This window comes from Pseudomonas asplenii (assembly GCF_900105475.1).
GTDB lineage: Bacteria > Pseudomonadota > Gammaproteobacteria > Pseudomonadales > Pseudomonadaceae > Aquipseudomonas > Aquipseudomonas asplenii.
Map to the genome: position 1 here is coordinate 2,187,308 of NZ_LT629777.1, position 23,869 is coordinate 2,211,176.

At 62.5% G+C, this 23,869-nt stretch carries 21 protein-coding genes; 10 read left to right on the forward strand and 11 right to left on the reverse strand.

Going from position 1 to position 23,869, the window contains the following annotated elements; all coding sequences use genetic code 11:
• Positions 1-95 precede the first annotated feature (95 nt).
• From BLU37_RS09925 to BLU37_RS09940, 4 genes are all read left to right on the forward strand, one after another.
• Positions 96-638 (forward strand): DUF2780 domain-containing protein, encoded by a 543-nt coding sequence (locus BLU37_RS09925; protein ID WP_010452004.1) that lies wholly within the window; start codon positions 96-98, stop codon positions 636-638.
• 142 nt (positions 639-780) lie between these two features.
• Positions 781-1,206: a DUF350 domain-containing protein gene (locus tag BLU37_RS09930; protein WP_010452003.1), complete on the forward strand. Its 426-nt coding sequence runs from the start codon at positions 781-783 to the stop codon at positions 1,204-1,206.
• A 10-nt stretch (positions 1,207-1,216) separates the two neighbouring features.
• Positions 1,217-1,966 (forward strand): DUF1190 domain-containing protein, encoded by a 750-nt coding sequence (locus tag BLU37_RS09935; protein ID WP_090210921.1) that lies wholly within the window; start codon positions 1,217-1,219, stop codon positions 1,964-1,966.
• A complete protein-coding gene (locus BLU37_RS09940; RefSeq protein ID WP_090204469.1) occupies positions 1,966-3,123 on the forward strand; it encodes a glutathionylspermidine synthase family protein in 1,158 nt (385 codons plus the stop codon). Before BLU37_RS09935 ends, BLU37_RS09940 begins: the two co-directional genes overlap by 1 nt.
• Before the next feature lie 3 nt (positions 3,124-3,126).
• Here the strand turns inward: BLU37_RS09940 and BLU37_RS09945 are convergent, their stop codons facing one another.
• Positions 3,127-4,014 (reverse strand): acyltransferase, encoded by an 888-nt coding sequence (locus BLU37_RS09945; protein ID WP_090204473.1) that lies wholly within the window; start codon positions 4,012-4,014, stop codon positions 3,127-3,129.
• A 184-nt stretch (positions 4,015-4,198) separates the two neighbouring features.
• On the opposite strand from BLU37_RS09945, the gene rloA2 reads away from it, so the two are divergent.
• The 4 genes from rloA2 to creD all read left to right on the forward strand — a co-directional run bounded on the left by rloA2 (position 4,199) and on the right by creD (position 8,316).
• Complete coding sequence (gene rloA2, locus BLU37_RS09950) at positions 4,199-4,699, forward strand: retropepsin-like aspartic peptidase RloA2 (RefSeq protein ID WP_090204476.1); 501 nt, start codon at positions 4,199-4,201, stop codon at positions 4,697-4,699.
• A gap of 58 nt (positions 4,700-4,757) precedes the next feature.
• Positions 4,758-5,438: a two-component system response regulator CreB gene (gene creB, locus BLU37_RS09955; RefSeq protein ID WP_090204478.1), complete on the forward strand. Its 681-nt coding sequence runs from the start codon at positions 4,758-4,760 to the stop codon at positions 5,436-5,438.
• Positions 5,438-6,856, forward strand: coding sequence for a two-component system sensor histidine kinase CreC (gene creC, locus BLU37_RS09960; protein ID WP_090204481.1), 1,419 nt, complete (start codon positions 5,438-5,440; stop codon positions 6,854-6,856). The genes creB and creC overlap by 1 nt, the downstream gene beginning before the upstream one ends.
• 86 nt (positions 6,857-6,942) lie before the next feature.
• Positions 6,943-8,316: a cell envelope integrity protein CreD gene (gene creD / locus BLU37_RS09965; RefSeq protein ID WP_090204484.1), complete on the forward strand. Its 1,374-nt coding sequence runs from the start codon at positions 6,943-6,945 to the stop codon at positions 8,314-8,316.
• 183 nt (positions 8,317-8,499) lie between these two features.
• On the opposite strand, the gene BLU37_RS09970 is transcribed toward creD, so the two are convergent.
• From BLU37_RS09970 to BLU37_RS10005, 8 genes are all read right to left on the reverse strand, one after another.
• Entirely contained in the window at positions 8,500-9,792 is a 1,293-nt protein-coding gene (locus BLU37_RS09970; protein ID WP_090204487.1) for an MFS transporter, read from the reverse strand.
• Between the two features lie 347 nt (positions 9,793-10,139).
• Positions 10,140-10,322, reverse strand: a complete 183-nt coding sequence (locus BLU37_RS09975) for a hypothetical protein (protein WP_090204490.1) — start codon at positions 10,320-10,322, stop codon at positions 10,140-10,142.
• The gene (locus BLU37_RS09980) at positions 10,319-11,443 is read right to left on the reverse strand and encodes a PepSY-associated TM helix domain-containing protein (RefSeq protein ID WP_090204492.1); all 1,125 of its coding nucleotides are present in this window, start codon (positions 11,441-11,443) and stop codon (positions 10,319-10,321) included. The genes BLU37_RS09975 and BLU37_RS09980 overlap by 4 nt, the downstream gene beginning before the upstream one ends.
• Positions 11,444-11,504: 61 nt before the next feature.
• Positions 11,505-13,934, reverse strand: a complete 2,430-nt coding sequence (locus BLU37_RS09985) for a TonB-dependent siderophore receptor (RefSeq protein ID WP_090204495.1) — start codon at positions 13,932-13,934, stop codon at positions 11,505-11,507.
• 291 nt (positions 13,935-14,225) lie between these two features.
• Entirely contained in the window at positions 14,226-15,206 is a 981-nt protein-coding gene (locus BLU37_RS09990; RefSeq protein WP_090204498.1) for a FecR family protein, read from the reverse strand.
• Positions 15,203-15,721: an RNA polymerase sigma factor gene (locus BLU37_RS09995; RefSeq protein ID WP_010444231.1), complete on the reverse strand. Its 519-nt coding sequence runs from the start codon at positions 15,719-15,721 to the stop codon at positions 15,203-15,205. Before BLU37_RS09995 ends, BLU37_RS09990 begins: the two co-directional genes overlap by 4 nt.
• A 240-nt stretch (positions 15,722-15,961) precedes the next feature.
• On the reverse strand, positions 15,962-16,669 hold the full coding sequence (locus BLU37_RS10000) for a 3'-5' exonuclease (RefSeq protein WP_090204500.1): 708 nt from the start codon (positions 16,667-16,669) through the stop codon (positions 15,962-15,964).
• The gene (locus BLU37_RS10005; protein ID WP_081354330.1) at positions 16,666-18,600 is read right to left on the reverse strand and encodes a putative nucleotidyltransferase substrate binding domain-containing protein; all 1,935 of its coding nucleotides are present in this window, start codon (positions 18,598-18,600) and stop codon (positions 16,666-16,668) included. Before BLU37_RS10005 ends, BLU37_RS10000 begins: the two co-directional genes overlap by 4 nt.
• 366 nt (positions 18,601-18,966) lie before the next feature.
• On the opposite strand from BLU37_RS10005, the gene BLU37_RS10010 reads away from it, so the two are divergent.
• Positions 18,967-19,410: a response regulator gene (locus tag BLU37_RS10010; protein ID WP_010444228.1), complete on the forward strand. Its 444-nt coding sequence runs from the start codon at positions 18,967-18,969 to the stop codon at positions 19,408-19,410.
• A gap of 63 nt (positions 19,411-19,473) precedes the next feature.
• On the opposite strand, the gene BLU37_RS10015 is transcribed toward BLU37_RS10010, so the two are convergent.
• Positions 19,474-21,651: a malate synthase G gene (locus BLU37_RS10015; RefSeq protein WP_090204503.1), complete on the reverse strand. Its 2,178-nt coding sequence runs from the start codon at positions 21,649-21,651 to the stop codon at positions 19,474-19,476.
• A 499-nt stretch (positions 21,652-22,150) separates the two neighbouring features.
• On the opposite strand from BLU37_RS10015, the gene BLU37_RS10020 reads away from it, so the two are divergent.
• Positions 22,151-22,672, forward strand: coding sequence for a glycine cleavage system protein R (locus BLU37_RS10020; RefSeq protein ID WP_090204505.1), 522 nt, complete (start codon positions 22,151-22,153; stop codon positions 22,670-22,672).
• Between the two features lie 216 nt (positions 22,673-22,888).
• Here BLU37_RS10020 and rarD read toward each other — a convergent pair whose 3' ends face one another.
• Positions 22,889-23,776 (reverse strand): EamA family transporter RarD, encoded by an 888-nt coding sequence (rarD, locus tag BLU37_RS10025; protein WP_090204508.1) that lies wholly within the window; start codon positions 23,774-23,776, stop codon positions 22,889-22,891.
• Positions 23,777-23,869 lie beyond the last annotated feature (93 nt).

The window sequence follows — 23,869 nt, forward strand, 5'->3', positions numbered from 1 at the left end:
GTCATGGGGCGGAACAAGACCGGCTTTTTCCACTCCAATGGCCAGCGCCGCCCGCTTGCCCGCGGCGGCCTTCGATGACTTGTGAGGTGGCTGCAATGAAAATTCCACGCGGTGTCGTACTGGCTTCGCTCCTGACCTTCGCCGTTACCCCGGTGTTCGCGGCCTTCAGCCTGAATGACGCGGCCAATGCGCTGTCGTCCATGCAAGGTGGTCAGAACGGCAATGCCACGGCGCCAGCGGGCGGCCTGCTCAGCGCCCTCGGCTCGCAACTGAACGTCACTCCGGAACAGGCCATCGGTGGCACTGGCGCGATGCTTGGGCTGGCGAAGAACAAGCTCAGTGGCAACGACTATTCGCAATTGAGCCAGAGCGTACCGGGCCTCGACCAACTGTCGGGCGGCGGTGCCCTGGCCGGCCTCGGCGGCCTGCTCGGCCAGTCGAACGGTTCGTCGGCGGTGGGCAATGCGCTGGGTAATGTGAAGAACACCAACGACCTGAACAATGCGTTCGGCGCCCTGGGCATGGACAGCGGCATGGTCGGCCAGTTTGCGCCGATCATCCTCAAGTATCTGGGCGATCAGGGCGTCGGCGGCCCGCTGCTGCAGAGCCTCGGGGGTATATGGGGCGCGGGCAACTGAGCCGCGATCACGACTGACTGACGCACCGGGCTGCGCAAGGTTCCGGTGCGTTTTTCCGGGTGCCGGTGCAAGGCCGGTTCTGTTCCGGCGCGCAGTGTGGTATTTGTCGCCGCCAGTTCATGGAGAGAGTGGCGCAAGCATGTTGGTCGATGCGGTGAAAATGTCGTTGCACCTGGATGCGGTGATGGGGTTCGTCCTGTACCTGCTGGTGGCATTGCTGGTGTTCGGGCTGTATGCCTGCCTCTATACCCGGTTGACGCCCCACAAGGAATGGACGCTGATTCGAGAGGGTAATGTGGCCGCCGCGATTGCCCTGGGCGGCGCGCTGATCGGCTTCGCGATTCCGGCGGCCAGCGCCATCGCCCATTCGGTATCGCTGCTGGATTTCCTGATCTGGGCGCTGATCGCCCTGGTCGCCCAGTTGCTGGCCTTTGTCCTGGTCAGTTGGCTGATCCGTGGTTTGTCGGCGCGGATCAGTCAGGGTGAGTCGGCGGCGGCGATTCTCTCGGCGGCGATTGCCATCAGTGTCGGCCTGCTCAATGCGGCCTGCATGACCCCACCGGTCTGAGGGGATGGCGATGAAACGTAGCCAACGTGTCGGCCTGGTGTTGTTGGGCAGCGTGCCCTTTGTACTGGTGGCCTGCGACGGGGAGCAGGTGCAGACGCGAGATATCAGCAAAACCGTGCAATACGCCGACGAGGCGGCCTGTGTCAGGGCCGGTGTATCGGCCGAGGTCTGTGCCGACGCGGCGGAAACGGCCCGCGAGCAGCACCTGGAAATCGCTCCGCAATATGCCAGCCAGTCGGACTGCGCCAGTGACTTTTCCCACGGCGACTGTGTGATCGACCTGGAACGTGCAAGCTTCCATCCGCTGATGGCCGGTTTCAACCTGACCACTGTGCAAGCGGTGCCAGTGAGTCCTGAGCAGGAGAAGGAGCAAGAGCAGGAGCAGGAGCAGCAGACTGCAGCGCAGAGCAGCACGACATCGTCGTCGACCGGTGGCAGCTACGGCGGCTCCGGTTATTCCAGCCATTCCAATAGCTGGGGCAGCCGGCTCTGGCGCTGGATCGGCCTGGGCTCCGATCCCTACGCCCCGCGCTACTTCAGCGAGCCGCTGTACAACGAGCGTGACGGCCGTGGCGGTTATCAGGCCAGCAGCCTCAACCAGCAGGCCCGGGCCGGCAAGACTTTCGAGCAATCGACCAACGCACGCTTTCGCCTGTCGAGCCCAGGCTCTTTCACCACCGCGTCCTACCGCGGGTCGGCACCTGAGGCGATCAGTCGCGGCGGTTTCGGTTCGTCCCATGGCAGCAGCAGGGGCGGCTGATGAAACGCATCCTCAGCGCCCCCCGCCCGGACTGGCAGGCCACTGCCGAACGGCTGGGTTTTCACTTCCATACCTTCGATGGCGAACCCTATTGGGATGAGTCGGCGTACTACCAGTTCAGCCTGCGCCAGATCGAGGACGACCTCGAAGAGCCGACCCGCCAGTTGCATGAGCTGTGCATGGAGTTGGTCGAACGGGTAGTGGACAGCGAGCAACTGCTCGACCGACTGGCGATCCCCGAGGGTTATCGTGACCTGATCCGTCATTCCTGGCGACAGGGGCATCCGCATCTCTATGGACGCATGGACCTGTGCTACGACGGCAACGGCCCGGCCAAGCTGCTTGAGACCAATTACGACACGCCGACGTCGCTGTACGAGGCGAGTTTCTTCCAGTACGTCTGGCTCGAAGAACAGATGCGGCGCGGGCAGTTGCCGGCCCACTCCGACCAGTTCAACAGTCTCGAAGACAAGTTGCTCCAGGCATTCGTCGAGACGGGTTTCCAGTCGCCGTTCCACTTCGCTTCGGTGCGCGATTCGCTGGAGGATCGTGGCACGGTCGAGTATCTCAGTGATATCGCCCGCCAGGCAGGGCTGGTAACGCACCTGATCGATATCGAGGCGATTGGGCTGGACCGGTCTGGGTGTTTTGTCGATGAGCAGGACCAGCCGATCAGTACGCTGTTCAAACTCTACCCTTGGGAAAACCTGTTCAGTGAGGCATTCGGCCCAGCCATCGGCCACAGCCGAACGCTGTTCGTCGAGCCGCCGTGGAAGGCGATCCTCTCGAACAAAGGCGCCCTGGCGCTACTGTGGGAAATGCATGAAGGCCACCCGAACCTTTTGCCGGCCTTCATCGACCCGGACCCGAGCGGCCGTCCTGCCCGCGGCTGGGTGCGCAAGCCGTTCTTTTCCCGCGAAGGTGCCAACGTCGAGATCCAGACGCCGACCGGCGAACGGTTCAGTGAGCCGGGCCCCTATGACCAGGGGCCGTTCGTGCTGCAGCAGTTCCAACCGCTGCCGACGTTCGCCGGCAGCTACACAGTGCTTGGCAGTTGGATGATCGGTGACCAGCCGGCCGGCATCGGCATTCGCGAGGACCACTCACTGATCACCAAGGACACCAGCCGCTTCCTGCCGCACATCATCCTCGACTGAGCTTCAGTCGCGCTCGTTGCGCAGGGCGGCGATGCGCTGGTCTTTCTCGCTCCAGAGCTGGTTGACCCAGTCCTGGACGCGCTTGCGCAGCACCGGGTCGCTCTCGTAGTCGCCCTGCCACAGGCTCGGGTCCATGGCCCGGGTCTGGAAGTCGATGATCACCTTGGGTACGTTGCCGCTGATCAGGTCCCAGAAGCCCGGAATCCTGTCCTGTGGATAAACCACCGTGACATCAAGGACCGCATCCAGCTGTTCGCCCATCGCCGCCAGGACGAACGCCACGCCGCCGGCTTTGGGTTTGAGCAGGTGCTGGAACGGCGACGCCTGCTGCTGGCGCTTGGCCTGGCTGAAACGGGTGCCTTCCAGGTAGTTGACCACGGTCACCGGCTGGCGCTTGAACAGCTCGCAGGCGGCCTTGGTGATTTCCAGGTCCTGGCCCTTGAGTTTCGGGTGTTTGTCCAGAAAGGCCTTGGAGTAGCGTTTCATGAACGGATAGTCCAGCGCCCACCAGGCCAGGCCGAGGAAGGGGACCCAGATCAGTTCCTTCTTGAGAAAGAACTTGAAGAACGGCGTATGCCGGTTGAGCGCCTGGATCAAGGCTGGAATATCGACCCAGCTCTGGTGGTTGCACACCACCAGGTACGAGGTGTCGCGGCGCAGCCCTTCGGCACCGCGAATCTCCCAGCGGGTGGGGATGCACAGGTTGAAGATCAGCTTGTCGATTTCGGCCCAGGTCTGGGCGATCCACATCACCGCGCGGCTGGCGTGATCGCGCAGGCGACCGGGCAGCACCAGCTTGAGCAGGGCGAACAGCATCAGCGGGCCGAACAGCACCAGTGTGTTGAGCAGTAACAGCAGCGTGACGAGACTGCCGGTGAGCAGGCGGCGCATACAGGACTCTTCCAGGGCCAGAGGACGGGCCATGATAAAGGCGTGGCCGGCAGACGCCAAATCGACCGGCCGACGCAGGTTTCACGGGATCAGCCGTCATTTCGCCGCTTTGTTCATGAACCAATGACGTCGGCACGGTCTAAAATGGCGCTCTCTGTGCGTCCACTCAAAAGGTGCAATCCCAGTGAAATCCGTTCTTGCCCTGTTGTCCCTCCTGGCCCTGCCGGTCATGGCCGCCGAGCCGACCCTCTACGGGCGCTACGAATACATTCGCCTGCCGGAAATCGGCCAGACGTTCAAAGCCAAGATGGACACCGGCGCGCTCACTGCGTCGCTGTCGGCCAAGGACATCGAGTTGTTCAAGCGCGATGGCGAGGACTGGGTGCGTTTCCGCCTCGGCACCGCCGATGCCGACAACAAGGTCTACCAGCACAAGGTCTCGCGCATCAGCAAGATCAAGACCCGTTCCGAAGAGGACGAGGAGGGCGAAGTCGCCGACCCGAGCAAGCGCCCGGTGGTGGACCTGGAAATGTGCCTGGGCAACGTCAAACGCACGGTTGAGGTCAACCTGACCAACCGCAGCAGCTTCAACTACCCGCTGCTGATCGGCGCCAAGGCCCTGCGCGAGTTCGGTGCGGCAGTGAACCCGGCCCGGCGTTATACCGCCGACCAGCCCGACTGCTGATTGACGGGGCGACACGCGTCCGGCACCGTTGCGCCATTGCCCACAGTGCTCGGACGCCATGCCCCATATTCTGATAGTCGAAGACGAAACGGCGATTGCCGATACCCTGGTCTATGCCTTGCAGGGCGAGGGTTTCACCACCACCTGGCTGAACCTCGGCAGCGCGGCGGTCGAGTACCAGCGTACGACGCCGGCCGACCTGCTGATTCTCGATATCGGCCTGCCGGACATCACTGGCTTCGAGGTCTGCAAGCAATTGCGCCGGTTCACCGAGGTGCCGGTGATTTTTCTCAGTGCCCGTGACGGCGAGATCGACCGTGTAGTGGGTCTTGAGATCGGCGCCGACGATTATGTGGTCAAGCCTTTCAGCCCGCGCGAAGTGGCGGCGCGGGTCCGGGCGATTCTCAAACGGGTGGTGCCCGCAGCGCCGGCAGCCGTGGGCAGCGAGCGTTTCGTGGTCGACCACGAACGGGTGCAGATCAGTTACCGCGCACAGTTGCTGAGCCTGACCCGGCATGAGTTCCGCCTGCTCGCCTGCCTGCTGGAACAGCCCGAGCGGGTGTTCAGCCGCGAGCAACTGCTCGACGCCGTCGGGGTCGCGGCGGACGCCGGCTACGAGCGCAGCATCGACAGCCACATCAAGAGCCTGCGGGCCAAGTTGCGACTGGTGGCCAGCGATGCCGAGCCGATCCAGACCCATCGCGGCCTGGGTTACAGCTACAGCCCGAGTAACAGCTGATGCCGTTGGGGCTGCGGATCTTTCTGGTGTATTTCCTGTTCGTCGGCCTGACCGGCTATTTCGTGCTGAGCACGGTGATGAAGGAAATCCGCCCCGGTGTGCGCCAGTCCACCGAGGAAACCCTGGTGGACACCGCCAACCTGCTGGCGGAAATCCTCCATGACGACGTCAAGGCTGGCTCCCTCGGCCAGAGCCGCTTGCCCGAAGTGCTCAAGGCCTACGGCAAGCGCAAGCCAGCGGCGAATATCTGGGGTTTGCCGAAGAACCAGGTCAACCACCGGATCTACGTGACCGACGCCAAGGGCATCGTCCTGCTCGACTCCGCCGGGCTGGCGCTGGGGCAGGATTATTCTCGCTGGAACGATGTGTACCTGACGCTACGTGGCGAATACGGTGCGCGCTCGACCCGCTCCGATCCCGACGACCCGAATTCCTCGGTGATGCACGTCGGTGCGCCGATCACAGATAACGGCGAGATCATCGGCGTGGTCACCGTGGCCAAGCCCAACAGTTCATTGCAGCCCTATGTCGATCGCACCGAGCATCGCCTGATCCTCTGGGGCATCGGCCTGATCGCCATGGGTTTGCTGTTCGGGGCGTTGTTGTCCTGGTGGCTGAGCGCCGCGCTCCGGCGCTTGACCGGCTACGCCCAGGCCGTCAGCGAGGGCCGGCGCGCCGAGCTGCCGCATTATCGCGGTGGGGAAATGGAGCAGTTGGCCAGTGCCGTGGAGCACATGCGTACGCAACTGGAGGGCAAGGCCTACGTCGAGCGTTACGTGCACACTTTGACTCATGAGCTGAAAAGCCCGCTGGCAGCGATTCGCGGCGCCGCCGAGTTACTGCATGGCGAGATGCCGCAGGTCCAGCGCGAGCGTTTCGTCGGCAACATCGAGAGCGAAAGTGCGCGCATGCAGCAGTTGATCGAACGGCTGCTGAACCTGGCGCTGGTGGAGCAACGCCAGGTGCTGGAGGATCAGGTCGAGGTACCGTTGGCGGCGCTGGTCGACGAAGTGCTGCTGGCACAGGCTGCCCGTATCGAAAAGGCCGGCCTGCAGATCGAGCGCCGGATCGCCGCCGACCTCAGCCTGTTCGGCGAGCGTTTCCTGCTGCGCCAGGCCATCGGCAACCTGCTGGACAATGCCCTGGATTTCACACCCAGCGGCGGGGTGATCCGCTTTAGCGCCGAGCGGGACGGAGAGCAATTGCAGTTGAGCCTGTTCAACCAGGCCGAAGCGATTCCCGACTACGCCCTGCCACGCCTGAGCGAGCGTTTCTACTCGCTGCCGCGCCCCCACAGCGGCCGCAAGAGCACCGGGCTGGGGCTGAACTTCGTCGAGGAAGTGGTGAAGCTGCACGGCGGTCAGTTGCTGATCGGCAACGTCGAAGGTGGGGTCGAGGTGACGTTGCGTCTGCCGTGAATTTCCACACAGTCTTCACATAGGCTCCATCAACGGCCCACACGGGCGGCTCAGACTTTCTCCCATTCCAACAGGGAGAGAGACCCATGAACCGCAGTCTGGCGATAAAATTCGGGGCGATTGCCCTACTGATGCTGTTGTTGCTGGTTCCGTTGATGATGATCGACGGCTTGATCCGCGAGCGGCAGTACCTGCGTGACGGTGTCCTGGAAGATATCGCCCGCAGCTCCAGCAACAGCCAACTGATCAGCGGACCGGTGCTGGTGGTGCCCTATCGCCAGACCGTGCGCGAGTGGAAGACCGACGCCAAGGGCAAGCGGATCCAGGAGAGCAAGGAAGTCAGCGGGCGCCTGTACCTGCTGCCGGACCGTTTCGAGCTTGACGGCAAGGTCCAGACCGAACGCCGTGCGCGCGGCATTTATGAAGCGCGGTTGTTTCACGCCAATAACCATATCAGCGGCACCTTCGTCCTGCCGGCACAATTGGGAATTGACGAAGACTTTGCCGATTACCGCTTCGACGAGCCTTACCTGGCGGTCGGCATCAGCGATATCCGGGGTATCGAGAACGCCCTGACGCTGCAATTGGGCGAGCGGCAACTGGAGTTCATGCCGGGGACCCAGGTGAGTTGGCTGGGCGACGGCGTGCATGTGACTCTGCCACGGGTTGACGGTCGTCAGCAGCAGCGCCTGGACTTCTCCTTCGACCTGGCCTTGCAGGGGACCGGTCAATTGCAGGTGATTCCGGTGGGCAAGACCAGCAACGTGCACCTGAGTGCCGACTGGCCGCACCCAAGCTTCATCGGCAACTACCTGCCGACCCAGCGTGAAGTGACCGAGCAGGGTTTCAGTGCCAACTGGCAGACCTCGTTCTTCTCCACCAACCTGCATGAAGCGATGAGCAACTGCGTCGACACCAACCGTTGCGAGGCCTTCAACGAGCGCAGTTTCGGGGTGAGCCTGATCGATCCGGTGGATCAGTACCTCAAGTCCGATCGGGCGATCAAATATGCGTTGCTGTTCATTGCCCTGACGTTCGCCGGTTTCTTCCTGTTCGAAGTGCTCAAGCGGTTGGCGGTCCACCCGATCCAGTACGCCCTGGTGGGCGCGGCGCTGGCGTTGTTTTACCTGTTGTTGCTGTCGTTGTCGGAGCACCTGGGGTTTGGCCTGGCCTACCTGGTGTCGGCGGGGGCCTGTGTCGGCTTGATCGGCTTCTATACCTGCCATGTGTTGCGCAGCCTGGGACATGGTCTGGGTTTCGCCAGCGCGTTGGCCGCTCTCTATGGCTTGCTGTATGGGTTGCTGAGCGCCGAGGACTACGCGTTGCTGATGGGCTCGTTGCTGTTGTTCTGCCTGCTTGGCGTGTTCATGGTGCTGACTCGCAAGCTCGACTGGTATGGGGTTGGGCAGGCCAAGGTGGTCGAGGGCCAGCCGGTCGCAGCTGAGGTGCGCCATGAGTAGGTCGCTGGGGTTGCGCGAGGATCAGCAGTGGGGGATGGAGTTGGCACGGCTTATCGGCGAGGGCGTTCTTGAGGTTGCCAAGAGCTTCGCGGGCAAGCCCTGCTCCTACAAGGGGCGGTGGTCGAAACGCACTTGTAGTAGCAGGGCTTGCCCGCGAAGGGGCCCTTGAACCTTACTTCAGTCTCATGCCGTGGCTGGAGTACCGCTCAGCGTTGGTTCGTTCGGTACCGCCTTGACCGGGCGAGCCACGTTCCACACCAGCAGCGCGGCGACGATGTCGAAGATCGCCAGGGCCACGAACAGCGGGTTGTAGCCGACCTTGGTCACCATGATGCCCAGCAGCATGGTGAACAGCGCCGCGCCGAAGTAGCCGAACATGCCGCCGACACCGGTGGCGGTGGCCACTTCGTTCTTGCCGAAAGAGTCGGAGGTGATTGCGTACAGTGCACCCGAGAGTGTCTGGTGGGCAAAGCCGCCGACACAGAGCAGGGCGATGGCCATGTAAGGGCTTTCCACCAGGCCGATGCAGGCCGGGCCGATCATGAAGCTGCAACCGAGGAACATCACCATCTTGCGCGAGGTGAACAGGCTGACCTTAAGGTGCTTGTGGAAGAACGGGCTCAGGTAGCCACCGAGAATGCAGCCCAGGTCTGCGGCCAGGAATGGCAGCCAGGCGAACATCGCGATTTCCTTGATGTTCATGTGCCGCTCGGTCATCAGGTACAGCGGAATCCAGGCGTTGAAGGTCTGCCAGGCCGGTTCGGAGAGAAAGCGTGCACTGGCGATGGCGAAGAAGTTACGGCTGATGACGACTTTCTTCCAACTGCCCTTTTTCGACACCGGGTCTTTGAAGTGTTCTTCCTGGCCACTGAGGATGTAGTCGCGCTCGGCGTCGCCGAGGTGCTTCTGGTCCCGTGGGTGCTTGTACAGCCACAGCCAGATCAGGCTCCAGAGGATGCCCAGGGCGCCGACGATGATGAATGCCAGTTGCCAGCCACTGTGCAGGATCGCCCAGACTACCAGCGGCGGTGCCAGCAGCGCACCGAAGGACGAGCCGATGTTGAACCAGCCGATGGCGACGGAACGCTCCTTGGCCGGGAACCATTCGGTGGTGGTCTTGACCGCCGACGGCAGGCCGGCGGCTTCGGTAATGCCGAGCAACCCGCGCACGACCGCGAGGCCTTGCCAACCGCTCGCCATGGCTGCGGCCGCACAGGCCAGGGACCAGGCAATAGCGAAGATCGCAAAGCCCAGCTTGGTGCCGATGGCGTCGACGATGTAGCCGGCAATCGGCTGCATCAGCGCATAGCCGATCTGCCAGGCGACGACGATGTGCGAATACTGTTCGGTGGAAATGCTCATCTCGCTCATCAGCGTCGGAGCGGCCACCGACAGGGTATTGCGAGCCAGGTAGTTGACCATCAGGCCACAGGTGACCAGGCCGATCATCCACCAGCGGATGCCTTTGATTTTCATCACTTCACCATTGTTTTTTTTGGAGTCGAGGTGGTACGCAGCGCCCCGTACTTGAAGGGGGAACCGGTTTACAGGGGCATCAGCAGGGCGGCGAGTTGGCCGTCGGGGAGAAGGCGATGCGCGAGGTGCACGGAACTGCGGGGACAGCGAGGAATTTGATCATTTGCATTGACACTCTTTGAATTATTTTTATTGGAGCAAATTTGTTTCGTTGTATGTCGTCGTATGACTGTGGCCTTTATAAGGACTGCCAAGAGGTCATGTCAATGGATTTTTCAATAAAGAAGCGCCCGTAGAGGCGTTTTGCCAACGGGCGCTTTTGGTGTTGTCGTATGACTGGCTTATTGCTATGGGCGGCGCCGCAGCAGCGCCTGGAGACCGATGACGGTTGGAATACCCAGCCCCAGCCAGCTCAGCGCATCCCACAGGCCATCGCCGAGCAGGGCGCTGAACAGCCCAGAGGCGGTGAGCACGGCGATCAGCAGGGGGAGGGTGAAGACCTTCCAGAAGCTCGACGTTCGGGGTTTCATCGGCTGGCCTCCCTCGTCGTGGCGGCTTTGGCATGCCGGCGGACCCACCACAGGTACAGGCCGCTGCCGAGCACGATGAGGGTCAGGATATCGAGCAGGGCCCAGAGGATCTTCATCGGCATGCCACCGTAGTCGCCGAAGTGCAGCGGCTGTGACATCCCCATTGCATCCATGTACCAGGGCCGCTCGGCGACGGCGGTGACTTGCAGGTTGCTGGCGTCGATCAGCACCGGTGTGAGCAGGTGCGAGGTCAGGTGGCTGGCGCCCTTCATGAACACCGCGTAGTGATGCTCGCTGGAGAAGCGCGTGCCCGGGAAGGCGATGAAGTCAGGGGTCATGCCGGGTGCGGCTTGCCCGGCAATCTTCAGCAGGTCACTGGCCGGCGCGAGTTGGGTCAGCGGTGGGGCGTTGCGGTAGGGCTCGACCATGGCAGCGAGGCTTTCATTGCGCCAGGCGTCGATGATCAGGTCGGCACAGGCACTGATCACGCCGGTGATGCCGACCACCAGGCACCAGGTCAGGGTGACGACGCCGATCAGGTTATGCAGGTCGAGCCAGCGCAGACGGGTGGATTTGTCCTGGCGCACCGTGGCGAACTTCAGGCGACGCATGAAGGGCAGGTACAGCACCGTGCCGGAAATGATCGCCAGCACGAACAGCACGCCCATGAACGCCAGCAACAGCTTGCCCGGCAGTCCGGCGAACATGTCCACGTGCAGGCGCAGCAGGAACAGCGTCAGTCCGCCATTCGCCGCCGGTGTTTCCAGGGCCTCGCCGGTGCGGGCGTCGAGCATGAAGGAATGCGAGGCGTTGGGCTCGGTGCCGGCAGTGGCGGCCATGATCGCGATCACCCCGTTTCGATCGTCCTCGTCCCAGGCCAGGTACTGCAGGGCTTCGCCGGGACGATGGGCCCGGGCGGCCTGGACCAGTTGTTCCAGGTTCAGGTGCGGGGTATCGGCGGGCATTTGCCGCAGCTCGGGTTCGTTGCCCAGCAGGTGGTCGATCTCATGGTGGAAGATCAACGGCAACCCGGTCAGCGCCAGCATCAGCAGAAACAGGGTGCAGATCAGGCTGGTCCAGGTGTGGATGAAGGACCAGCGGCGCAGGGTTCGGCTGTTCATGGTTTTTCCAGATGCAAAAGGGTCACGGCTGCCCATGACCCCTGTTTCAACGCCTGGCGGCTTACCACTTGTAGTTCACGCTGGCGACCACGCTGCGCTGGTCACCGTAGTAGCAGTAATAGCTGTCGCAGGTGGACAGGTATTCCTTGTCGAACAGGTTGGTCGCCTTGACCGCCACGGTGGTGCCCTTGAGGGCGTTGTCCACGCGGCCCAGGTCATAGTGGACCGAGGCGTCGAACACCGTGTAGGCATCGGCCTTGCCGAGCCAGGTGTTGGCCTGGTCGCCATAGGTGTTGCCGGTGTAGCGGGCACCGGCGCCCACGCCGAAGCCGTCGAGGACACCGCTGTGCCAGGTGTAGTCGGTCCACAGCGAGGCCTGTTGTTCGGGCATCAGTTGCAGGCGGTTGCCTTTGTAGATGCCTTTCTGCACTTCGGACTTGGACAGGGTGTAGCTGGCGATCAGCTTGAGGTTCTCGGTGACGTCGGAGACTGCTTCCAGCTCCAGGCCCTTGACCTTCACTTCGCCGGTCTGGCTGGTGACCGAGACATTGCCGACGATATCGGTGACCTGGACGTTTTTCTGGGTCAGGTCGTAGACCGCGGCAGTGAGCAGGGTGTTGCTACCCGGTGGCTGGTATTTCACCCCCAGTTCCCACTGCTTGCCTTCGGTCGGTTTGAAGGTTTCGGTGGGCGAAGTGCTGGCGTTGCTGGCCGGCTGGAACGACTCGGCATACGACAGGTAGGGCACAACGCCCGAGTCGAACACGTAGCTGATCGCCGCGTTGCCGGTGAAGGCCTTGTCGCGTTGGGTATTGGTGGCGTCGTTCTTGTTGAAGTAGGTGGTGGCGCTGTGAACCCAGTCGTCACGACCGCCGAGGGCCAGGCGCCATTGATTCAGGGCCATCTGGTCCTGGATGTAGAGACCGGTCTGGTTGGTCTTCTGGTTGTAGTCGTAATAGGCCGTGGAGCGCGCCGGGCGGGTGATCGCCAACCCGTAGGTCGGGTTGTTCACGTTGATGCCTGGCGCGCTGCCAAAGATCGAGGTGTAGGTGGTATCGCTGCGCTGATGGTCCAGGCCGAGCAACAGGGTATGGGCGATGTCACCGGTGTTGAAGTTGCCCTGCAGGTTGTTGTCGACGGCGATCTGGCCGATGTTTTCGTCGGTGCTGGTGGTGCTGCGCGAAGACAGGTTGCCCTGGTTATCCACTTGCCCGTAAGGGTAGGACGATGGGGTAATGGCCTGGAAGTGCAGCTCGGACTTGGTGTAGCGCAGGTTCTGGCGGAACTGCCAGGTGTCGTTGAAGCGGTGCTCGAAGGCATAGCCCAGGGCGTAGAACGTGCGGTCGTAGTATTCCCAGTTCGGGTCGCCGAGGTTCTTGTCGCGGGAGATGTCACCAAACGGCATCTTGATCTTGGTGCCCTGGATCGGCCGGAACTGGCTGGTCATCCCGGTATCGTCGCGGGTGAACTGCGATAGCAGGGTCAGCTGGGTGTCGGTATCGATGTTCCAGGTCAGGCTGGGGGCGATGTTGTAGCGCTTGTCATCGATCTTTTCGATCTGGGTACCGCCGTCGCGCACTACGCCGCTGAGGTTGTAGAGGAACTGTCCGGCGTCATCGATCTTGCCGGTGCTGGCGAAGTTGATCTGGCGATGGTTGTCGGTGCCGTACTGCACTTCGACTTCATGGCTGGTTTCGGTGCTGGGACGACGGCTGACCATGTCTATCAGGCCGCCTGGCGGGGTCTGGCCATAGACCGAGGAGGCGGGGCCACGGAGCAGGGCGACGCGGTCGAGGTTCCAGGTTTCCATTTTCGGGTTGGCGTACACGCCCTTGGGCAGTGGCAGTCCGTCGAGAAACTGGGTCGGTTCGAAGCCGCGCACCTGTAGCCAGTCGGCACGGCTGTCACTGCCATAGCTGCTGGCGACGATGCCGGGCATGTAGCGCACGGCGTCGTCGAGATTCTGCACGTTGCGTTCCTGCATCTGTTCACGAGTCGCCACGGAGATCGAGCGCGGCGCTTCGACGAGTGCGGTATCGGTCTTGGTGCCGGCCGCGGTGCGGGTGGCGACGTAGCCTTCGACCGGTCCCCAGGCGCTTTCGGCGTAACCCTGGCCGGTGATGCTGGTTTCCGGCAGGGCCAGCGCGCCAGTGGAAATGGCCACCAGCGTATAGGTCTCGACACTGCTCTGCACCAGTTGCAGGCCGGTGCCGTTGAGGGCGGTGTGCAGCGCGGTGAGGGTGTCGAACTGGCCCTGGACCGGTGCCGAGGTTTTGCCGGCGGCCAGGGCCGGGTCAAGGCTCAGGGCCACGCCGGCCTGGCTGGCGATCTGGCTCAGGACTGCGCCCAGCGGGCCGGCTGGCAGGTTGTAGCTACGCACGCTGGAGGCCTGTTCGGCGGCGAGCAGTGTCGGGCTGAGCAGCGGGGCGCCGAGGGCGATGGCGACGGCCAGCAGACTGGGACGGAGCAGGGTATCGAACGTGCGGGACATGGGCAGATTCCTGAATGGAAATGTTTCTCAATGCCTATGGGCCGGACGAAATTGGAAAAGTGATAGGGTTGATTGAAAATAATTTAGATTCACGTTGGCTCGCCTGGATGAACGCGATCCTCCTGCGGGAGCCGGCTTGCTGGCGATCGCGAGGGCTCAAGCAACCAGGCGGTGTCTGGAAGAGCGCAATCGCCAGCAAGCCGGCTCCCACAAGGGAACTCGGGTGTGGGCATTCCGTGGCCGGTCATGGGGGATGATCGTTCCCGATTGGGAACGATCAGTTGGGGAAACTCAGGGCTTGGTATCGGCCTTGGCCTGTACCGTCACCCACCACTGCGTATGCCGTTCGATCTGCACCGGCAAGGTCGGCAGCAGAGCGCTCAGCGCCAGGTCGGTGTCGTGCAGCGGGAAGCTGCCGGTGATCCGCAGGTTGGCGACTTTCGGGTCGACACCCAGGTGGCCGCGTCGGTAGCGGCCCAGTTCGTCGAGCATGTCCGCCAGGCGGACGTTGTCCACCACCAGCATGCCCCGGGTCCAGGCGTCTGCACCGGGGGCGAGGGGTTGCAACGGGCCCAGGCGGTCGTGTTGTATCAGTGCCTGCTGGCCTTCATGCAGGATCTGTTCATCGGATCGCTGCTCCGGACGCGCGACTACCGCCGATTGCAGGACGCTCAGGCGCGTGCCCTGGTCTTCGCGCTTGACCAGGAATCGTGTGCCCAGCGCGCGCATGCGCCCGTCGTCGGTCTCGACGATGAACGGGCGAGTATCGCCATGACCGGTCTGGATCAGGATTTCGCCGTCGCGCAGCACGATCCGGCGGGTTTTTTCATCGAAACGCACATCCAGCGCACTGTGGGTGTTGAGCTGAATGACCGTGCCATCGGCCAGGTGCAGGGTGCGTTGTTCGCCGGTGGCAGTGCGCTGGTCGGCCAGCCAATAGTCGATCGGCAGGTAATGCTTGCCGAGCAGCAGCGCCAGGCCGCAGGCCAGCATGACGCTCGCCAGGCCACCGCCGAGTTTGCGCAGCCGCTGGTGAACGCCGTCACGGGACTTGAGCAGGGCACTGCGCGCCGGCGCGCTGGTGCCGCTGAAACGCTGGTCGAGCATGCCCAACTGGCGCCAGGCCCGTGCATGTTCTTCATGGGCCGAATGCCATTTGTCGAACTCGGCCTGTTCCACGGCGCTGCGGCCGCTGCCCTCCAGGCACAGTTGCCAGGCAATGGCGGCGTCGAGCACGCGGGCGGACACCGGCTTGTTGTTGAACGGGTTCATGTCGGCTCGCCGTACAGCGCGATGTAGCACTGGCGAATGCCCTGGGCCAGGTACTGGCGCACGCGCGGTACCGAGACGCCGAGCTTTTGCGCGATGTCGGCATGGCTCAGGCCTTCGAGGCGGTTGTAGAGGAAGGCGGCGCGGGCCTTGCTCGACAGTTTGCCGAGCATCCGGTCGATGGCCTTGAGGTCTTCGAGGATCAGTTGCTGCTCTTCCAGGGACGGTTGCTCGTTTTCCGGCAGCAGCATCAGTTCGTTGAGGTAGGCCTGCTCCAGCGCCGCTCGACGGAAATGGTCGAACAGCAGGCCCTTGGCAATGGCCGCCAGGAACGCGCGAGGTTCGCGGGGAGCCTTGAGTTCATCGCGTCCGAGCAGGCGCACGAAGGTATCCTGGCTCAGATCCTCGGCGCGTTGCGGGCAGGCAATATTGCGTCGCAGCCATGCCAGCAACCAACTGCGATGGTCGCGATACAAGGCGCCAACAAGCTCATTGTGCGGGCTTCGGACTGACGACACGGAGATTACCGGCAGGAAGTTTAAAATAACGAGAATTATTCGCGATTGTGTCAGGGCGCCAGGAAAGGTGCAATAACTGCCGGTCGGATTGCCATCATGAATGTGTGGGAGGGTGTGTCTGCAGGCCCCTTCGCGGATGAAACCGGCTTCCACACTGTATGCGGTGTGCACAAGATGAGCGTCTGGGGGAGCCGGATTTACCCAGGCGTCGGACCGCCGCGAACCAGGCGCTGTCTATCTTCAGAAGGACGGTGTCTGCTGCCGCCGCTTCCACTGGCTCAGCCGCTGTTGCAGTGCCAGCGGGCTGTCCAACTGCTGCTGTCGGGCCCGGCTGAACAGGATCAGCGCCAGCTCGGCGGTGGCCAGGGCATCGGCGCTGGCGTGGTGGCGTTCCTCGACCTGCAGTTTGAAATGACCGATCCAGTCATCCAGCCCGGCTTCGCGCAACTGCGCCTGGGGACACAACAGCGGCGCCAGGTCGGCGACATCGAGAAACACATGTTGCAGGCGATAGCCCAGGCTTTCCTTGAGGGCGCGGCAGAGCATGTGCTGGTCGAACGGTGCATGGAAGGCCAGCAGCGGGCTGTCGCCGACAAACGCCATGAAGTCCAGCAGCGCCTCGACCGGGTCACTGCCAGCGGCCAGTGCGCTGGGCCCCAGGCCGTGGATCAGCACGCTGGGGCTGACGGTCCGCTCGGTGCGTTGCAAGGTGCGTTCGAACGATTGCCCGAGGTCGATGGCGCCGTCTTCGATCGCCACCGCGCCAATCGAAATCACCTGGTCGCGGTTGAGGTTGAGGCCGGTGGTTTCCAGGTCGACCACGACCCAGCGTTGTTCGCGCAACGAGCACTCGCCCAGGGGGGGCGACGCCACGAGCTGTTGCAGGCGTTCGACCTGCTCGGCGCCCAGTTGCGGCGCGTTGGCCTTGAACCAGGAAAACAGCTTCATAGCTGATACCGCAGGGCCAGGCTGCCTTGCAGGCGCTGGGCCTGGCGCAACGATTCGCGCAGGATGCGCCGGTCCAGATGGTTGAGGCTCTCCGGGTCGACCCGGTTGGAGTAGGGCAGGTTGCTGCGGGTCTGTAATTGATGCTGTTGCATGCGGGTCTGCTGGATGAAGTGATAGGCCTCTTCATAGGCGGCGCCGTCGAGCGGGTCGATCACTTCTCGGGCGACCAGTTGCTGCAGGCGCTCCAGGGTATTGTTGGCCTCGATGCCATTGGCCAGCGCGAGCAGGCGGGCACCGTCGACGAACGGCGTCAGACACTGGACTTTCAGGTCGAGGGTGGCCTTGTCACTGCCTTTGCGGCTCAACACGAACTCGCGGAAGCGCCCCACCGGCGGCCGGTTGCGCAGGGCGTTTTCCGCCAGCATGCGTTGGAACAGGCGATTGTCGGCGACCTGGGTGAGAATCCCCTGGCGCAGTTGCTGGCAGGCCTGCTCCTCGCCCCAGACCACCCGCAGGTCGAAATAGATGCTCGATCCCAGCAGGTTTTCCGGCGTGGCCTCGCGAATGAACGCGGCAAAGCGCCGGGCCCATTCGGCGCGGGACAGGCACAGCTCGGGATTGCCGGCCATGATGTTGCCCTTGCACAGGGTGAAGCCGCACAACGCCAGGTACTGGTTGATCTGTTGGGCCAAGGGCAGCAGCTTGCCGCGAATCTCGGCGGCGTGCACCGCATCGCTAGCTTCGAAGAGAATGCCGTTGTCCTGGTCGGTGTGCAGGGTCTGTTCGCGGCGACCTTCGCTGCCGAAACACAGCCAACTGAAAGGCACGCCGGGATCGCCGCGCTCCTGCAGGGTCAGTTCGATCACCCGGCACACGGTATGGTCGTTGAGCAGCGTGATGATGTGGGTGATCTGGGTCGAGGACGCGCCATGGGCGAGCATGCGTTCGACCAGTTGGCCGATCTCGCCTCTTATTGCCACCAGGTTTTCCACGCGGGGTGCGTTGCGGATGGTCCGTGCCAGATGCACCAGGTCGACCCGCTGCAGGGAAAACAGGTCGCGCTCGGACACCACCCCACACAGCCGCTGCTCCTTCACCAGACAGACATGGGCGATATGCCGCTGGGTCATGGCAATCGCCGCATCGAAGGCGCTGTGCTCCGGGGTCAGGGCGAACGGTGTCTGGGTCATGTGCCGGTCGATGCTCTGGTTGAAGTCGCTGACGCCGTCGGCGACCACCTGGCGCAAGTCGCGCAGGGTGAAAATCCCCAGCGGCGCCTTGTTTTCATCGACCACGACGATGCTGCCGACCTGCTGCTCATGCATCAGGCTGACCGCCTCGCGCAGCGGCGTGAGCGGGTCACAGGTGACCGGGTGGCGCATGGCCAACTCGCCGAGACGGCTATTGAGCGAGTATTGGGTGCCGAGGGTTTCCACGGCCTTCTGTTGTACCTGCTGGTTGACCTGGTCGAGCAGGCTGCTGACGCACCGCAGGGCAAAATTGCGAAAACTGTCGGACAGCGAGAACAGCTTGATGAACGCCGGCTTGTTCAGTTGCAGGCAGAAGGTGTCTTCGCCCGCCAGGTGTTCGGTACGGGTGGCGCGCTCGCCCAACAAGGCGGCGAGGGGGAAACATTCGCCCGTGGCGATTTCGAAGACAGTCTGGGTGCCGCCCTTGGCTGTGTGCGGACGCTCGCCGACGATGCGCCCCTGCTTGACGATGTAGAAGTGTTCCACCGGGCCGTCGGCGGGCTTGATGATGCTCTCGCCCTGGCCGTAGAACCGCAGTTGGCACTGCTCGACCAGATAGGCCAGGTGAGCGTGTTCCATCTGGTTGAAAGGGGGGAAACGTTGCAGGAACTGCATGGTGCCGTGGATGTTTTGCAACACCGCGGTCTTCCCTGCCTGGGTGAAGGCATCCGCTTTGCTCATGGCCGCTACCGCTGTTGTCCGTTGTTGTTATCGGGATTTTTTGTCGAGGACTGTCGCTGTTTCACCCATGGTCGGACGCTTGGTGGCGCGTGCCCATTGGACGTAAGTCTAGTGGCCTGTGTGGCCGGTTCGCCCCCGCACATCAACCGTACAGGCCACTCGGGTGCGCATGAGGCATTTGCGGTCGGTGCAGTCATCTTCAGTTCAACTCCACCACTTTGGGAAATAACCTACAGTTAATGGGTCGAGTTCTTGATAATGAGCCTCTTGGAAAACTTTCCGACGAAGTGCACATTGAGCAACCGTTTAATGATGTCTGACCACAGAGCCAGAGAATTGAATGGCCAAGGGAAGCCAGAGAAGCGTATGACCGACCACGATATTTTGAGCGATGCCGAGCGTGAGGCATTACTGCAGGTGATGCATGCTCCCCAGCTGCCTTCGCAACGTGTGTTGATCGTTGACGACGATCCGGATGCGCGCGAGCTGTTGTCGGAGATTTTTGCCATCAATGGTATTCACTGTTTGACTGCCGCCAGTGGCAGTGCGGCATTCAAGTTGCTGGAGAGCAATCGCGCCATTGGTCTGCTGATCACCGATCTGCGCATGGCTGACGATGGCCTCGACCTGATCCGCAAGGTGCGCGGTTCCGAGCGTGCGGCGCTGCCGATCATCATCATCTCGGGCAATGCCCAGGTACGTGATGCCATCGATGCGATGCACCTGAGCGTGGTGGATTTCCTGCTCAAGCCGATCAATGCCGACCAGTTGCTCAAGCTGGCCCGACGTGAGCTGGGCATGGTTGTCTGATCACCTCGTTGACATGAAAAAGCCCTGACCGTCACCGATCAGGGCTTTTTGTTGCGCGGGTGATTACAGGCCGTTGCGGGCCTTGAACTCACGCCGACGACGATGCAGCACCGGCTCGGTGTAGCCGTTGGGCTGCTTGGTACCTTCGATCACCAGTTCGACTGCCGCCTGGAAGGCGATGTTGCTGTCGAAATCCGGTGCCAGCGGACGGTACAGCGCGTCACCGGCATTCTGTCGGTCGACCACCGGGGCCATGCGCTTGAGGCTTTCCAGTACCTGGCTTTCGCTGACGATACCGTGACGCAGCCAGTTGGCGATGTGCTGGCTGGAAATGCGCAGGGTCGCGCGGTCTTCCATCAGCCCGACGTCATTGATATCCGGCACTTTCGAGCAGCCGACGCCCTGGTCGATCCAGCGCACCACATAGCCGAGGATGCCCTGGGCGTTGTTGTCCAGCTCGTTGCGGATCTCTTCGGCCGACCAGTCGGTGTTGCTGGCCAGCGGGATGCTCAGGATGTCGTCCACCGACGCCCGGGCGCGCTTGGCCAGTTCGGCCTGGCGGGCGAACACATCGACCTTGTGGTAGTGCAGCGCATGCAGCGCGGCGGCAGTCGGCGACGGTACCCAGGCGGTGTTGGCGCCGGCCAGTGGGTGAGCGATTTTCTGTTCGAGCATCGCCGCCATCAGGTCCGGCATCGCCCACATGCCCTTGCCGATCTGGGCACGGCCTTGCAGGCCGGTGCTCAGGCCGATATCGACGTTCCAGTTTTCGTAGGCGCCGATCCACTTCTCGGCTTTCATGGCGGCCTTGCGCACCATCGCACCGGCTTCCATGGAGGTATGGATCTCGTCGCCAGTACGGTCGAGGAAGCCGGTATTGATGAACACCACACGTTCGCTGGCGGCCTTGATACAGGCCTTGAGGTTGACCGTGGTCCGTCGCTCCTCGTCCATGATGCCGACCTTGAGGGTGTTGCGCGGCAGGTTCAGCACGTCTTCGATACGACCGAACAACTCGTTGGTGAATGCCACTTCCTCGGGGCCATGCATCTTCGGCTTGACGATGTAGATCGAGCCGGTGCGGCTGTTGCTACGGACGGTGTTGCCGTTGATGTTGTGGATCGCCGCGAGGCTGGTGAGCAGGCCGTCGAGAATGCCTTCAGGCACTTCGTTGCCGTGGCTGTCGAGGATCGCGTCGATGGTCATCAGGTGACCGACGTTGCGCACGAACAGCAACGAGCGGCCGTGCAGGCTCAGTTCGCTGCCATCGAGGGCGGTATAGCGACGATCAGGGTTCATGGTACGGGTGAAGGTGCTGCCGCCCTTGGCCACTTCTTCGGCAAGGTCGCCCTTCATCAGGCCGAGCCAGTTGCGGTAGATCACCACCTTGTCATCGGCATCGACGGCGGCGACCGAGTCTTCGCAGTCCATGATGGTGGTCAGGGCGGCTTCCATCAGCACGTCCTTCACGCCGGCGGCGTCGGTCTGGCCGATGGGGCTGGTGGCGTCGATCTGGATTTCGAAGTGCAGGCCGTTGTTCTTCAGCAGGATGGCGGTCGGTTTGGCCGCATCGCCCTGGAAGCCGATCAGTTGGGCGTCGTTGCGCAGGCCGCTGTTGCTGCCGCCCTTGAGGGCGACCACCAGCTTGCCGGCGACGATGCTGTAGCCGGTGGAGTCGACATGGGAGCCGGCGGCCAACGGAGCGGCCTCGTCGAGGAAGGCGCGGGCGAAGGCGATGACCTTGTCGCCACGGACCTTGTTGTAGCCCTTGCCCTTTTCCGCGCCGTCGGCTTCGCTGATGGCGTCGGTGCCGTACAGAGCGTCATACAGCGAACCCCAGCGGGCGTTCGAGGCGTTGAGGGCGAAACGGGCGTTCATCACCGGGACGACCAGTTGCGGACCGGCGGTACGGGCGATCTCGTCGTCGACATTCTGGGTAGTGGCCTGGAAATCCGCCGCTTCTGGCAGCAGGTAGCCAATGTCTTGCAGGAAGGCTTTGTAAGCCACGGCATCGTGAGCCTGGCCGGCTCTCGACTGGTGCCAGGCGTCGATGCGGGCCTGGAAATCATCGCGTTTGGCGAGTAGGGCTTTGTTCTTCGGTGCCAGGTCGTGGATGACCTTGTCGGCGCCGGCCCAGAACTGGTCTGCGGTCAGACCGGTGCCGGGAATGGCTTCGTTGTTCACGAAGTCGAACAGGACTCTGGCGACCCGAAGGCCACCGACTTGAACGTGTTCAGTCATTGCTTGCCTCACTCTGCTCAGCTATTCAGCTCTTCTGTTTAAAGCCTTGCGTGCTTCTCTGAACACAGTACCAGAACATGCCCTTGCAGGCGGCTGGGCGAACCCCGGCGAGCAGCGCCGACGGGGCTTTCCGTGATCTCACAGGCACTTCGGCGGACATCCGTGCAACCTCTTGTAGTCCGCGCTGGCGAATACTACATGATGGATTGCGGTTGTGAAAATCAGACCAAATACGTCGTTCTGCGACCAGGCGGTTCTGTCTGGTCACGCATGAGTCATTGATGTTCTCAAGAAATGTACGGGTTGTTCCAGATAAATCTGAAAATTGTACACGATCATGGTTTGACGTAGGAAAGCACCGCCTACCTTGATTACAAGGATGTGTTGGGAGTACATCAGAAGTTTACGTTAGACGAGGTATTCGGCTTCAAGTCGTGTCGAGCCCACAGGCATGACCTCTTGCCTATACTGGATCGATCCATAACAAGAGGGCTATCCCGTGGACCATCTCGTTCTGACTGTATTCGCACCCGACAAGGCCGGCCAGGTCGAGCGGATTGCCCTGTGTGTCGCCGAGCATGGCGGTAACTGGTTGGAAAGCCGGATGGCGGGCCTGGCCGGGCAGTTTGTCGGTATTGTCCGGATCGAGGCGCCGGTCCAGGCCCATGATGCGCTGATCAAGGCGCTGCAGGCGCTCGCCAGCCAGGGCATTCAGATCCAGGTTATTCCCGGTGGCGGCGAAACACCCGGTCACTGGAAACCCATCGCGATGGAACTGGTGGGCAATGATCGCCCGGGCATTGTCCGGGACATTACCCGCTTGCTGACCGAGCAGGGCATCAATCTGGAGCAACTGGTGACCGATGTGAACGCCGCGCCCATGAGCGGCGACCCGCTGTTCCACGCCGAGGCAATGCTGGCGGTGCCGCTGGACCTGCCGTTGGAAACCTTGCAGTCGCGCCTCGAAACCCTGGCGGACGAGTTGATGGTGGAATTGCAGTTACACGGCGACGAAGCGTGAGGCGGGTTATCCAGTTTTAACGGGGACGGGCCTGTGGATAACCTGGGGAGACCCGGCGCCCGGTCAGGCGGGCCGCGGCTTTCCAGGTTTTGAGTAAAAAATGAGCAGTTTCAAGGGCTTGTGCACAAACGGCGTGGACCGGCTTGTGGATAACCTTGGAGTAGAAGCCTGCAGCCCACGTTATATGGGGCTTACAGGCTTTTGTACGTTTTCTGATCAGCTACGTTTGCGCAGGCTGAGCCAGATATCCACACTGTAGACCAGCAGGCCCGCCCAGATGAACATGAAGGCGGTCAGGGTGCTCGAGGAGAGGTGTTCGTCGAACAGCAGCACCGCCTCCAGCAGCACCAGGGTCGGTGCCAGGTATTGCAGGAAACCGAGGGTGGTGTAGGGCAGGTGGCGGGCGGCAGCGTTGAAGCTGACCAGCGGGATCAGCGTCACCGGGCCGGCGGCCACCAGCCACCAGGCCTGGGAGCTGCTCCAGAATTCCAGGTGGGCGGTGCTCGTCTCCGGATGCAACAGCAGCCAGCCGAGGGCCAGCGGTACCAGCATCCAGGTTTCCACCACCAGGCCGGGCAGTGCCTGGACCGGCGCCTGTTTGCGGATCAGCCCATAGAAACCGAAGGTCAGTGCCAGCACCAGCGAAACCCACGGCAGGCTGCCGACTTGCCACACCTGTTGCGCCACGCCGATGGCCGCCAGGCCAACCGCGACCCACTGCAGGCGGCGCAGGCGCTCACCTAGCAACAACATGCCCAGCAGGACGTTGATCAGCGGGTTGATGTAGTAGCCGAGACTGGCTTCGAGCATGCGCCCGTTGTTCACCGACCACACGTAGGTCAGCCAGTTGGCCGCGATCAGCGTGCCACTCAGGGCCAGGATCGCCAGGCGGCGCGGGTTCTCGCGCAGCTCACGCCACCAGCCGGGATGTTTCCAGGCCAGCAGCAGCAGGCTGCCGAACAGGGCTGACCAGAGCACGCGGTGGATGATGATTTCCACGGCCGGCACGCTAGCGATGACTTTGAAGTAGATCGGGAACAGGCCCCAGATGATGTAGGCGGTGAGGCCGAGGATGTACCCGCGGCGCGGGTTGGCGGCTTGCATGCAGAATCCTTGCTTGGGCAACGGGCAGAAAAGCGATTGTAAGGAGATTTGCCGGGTTTGGGTGCGAGCGGCGTAAATCCGGTTTGGGAGCGG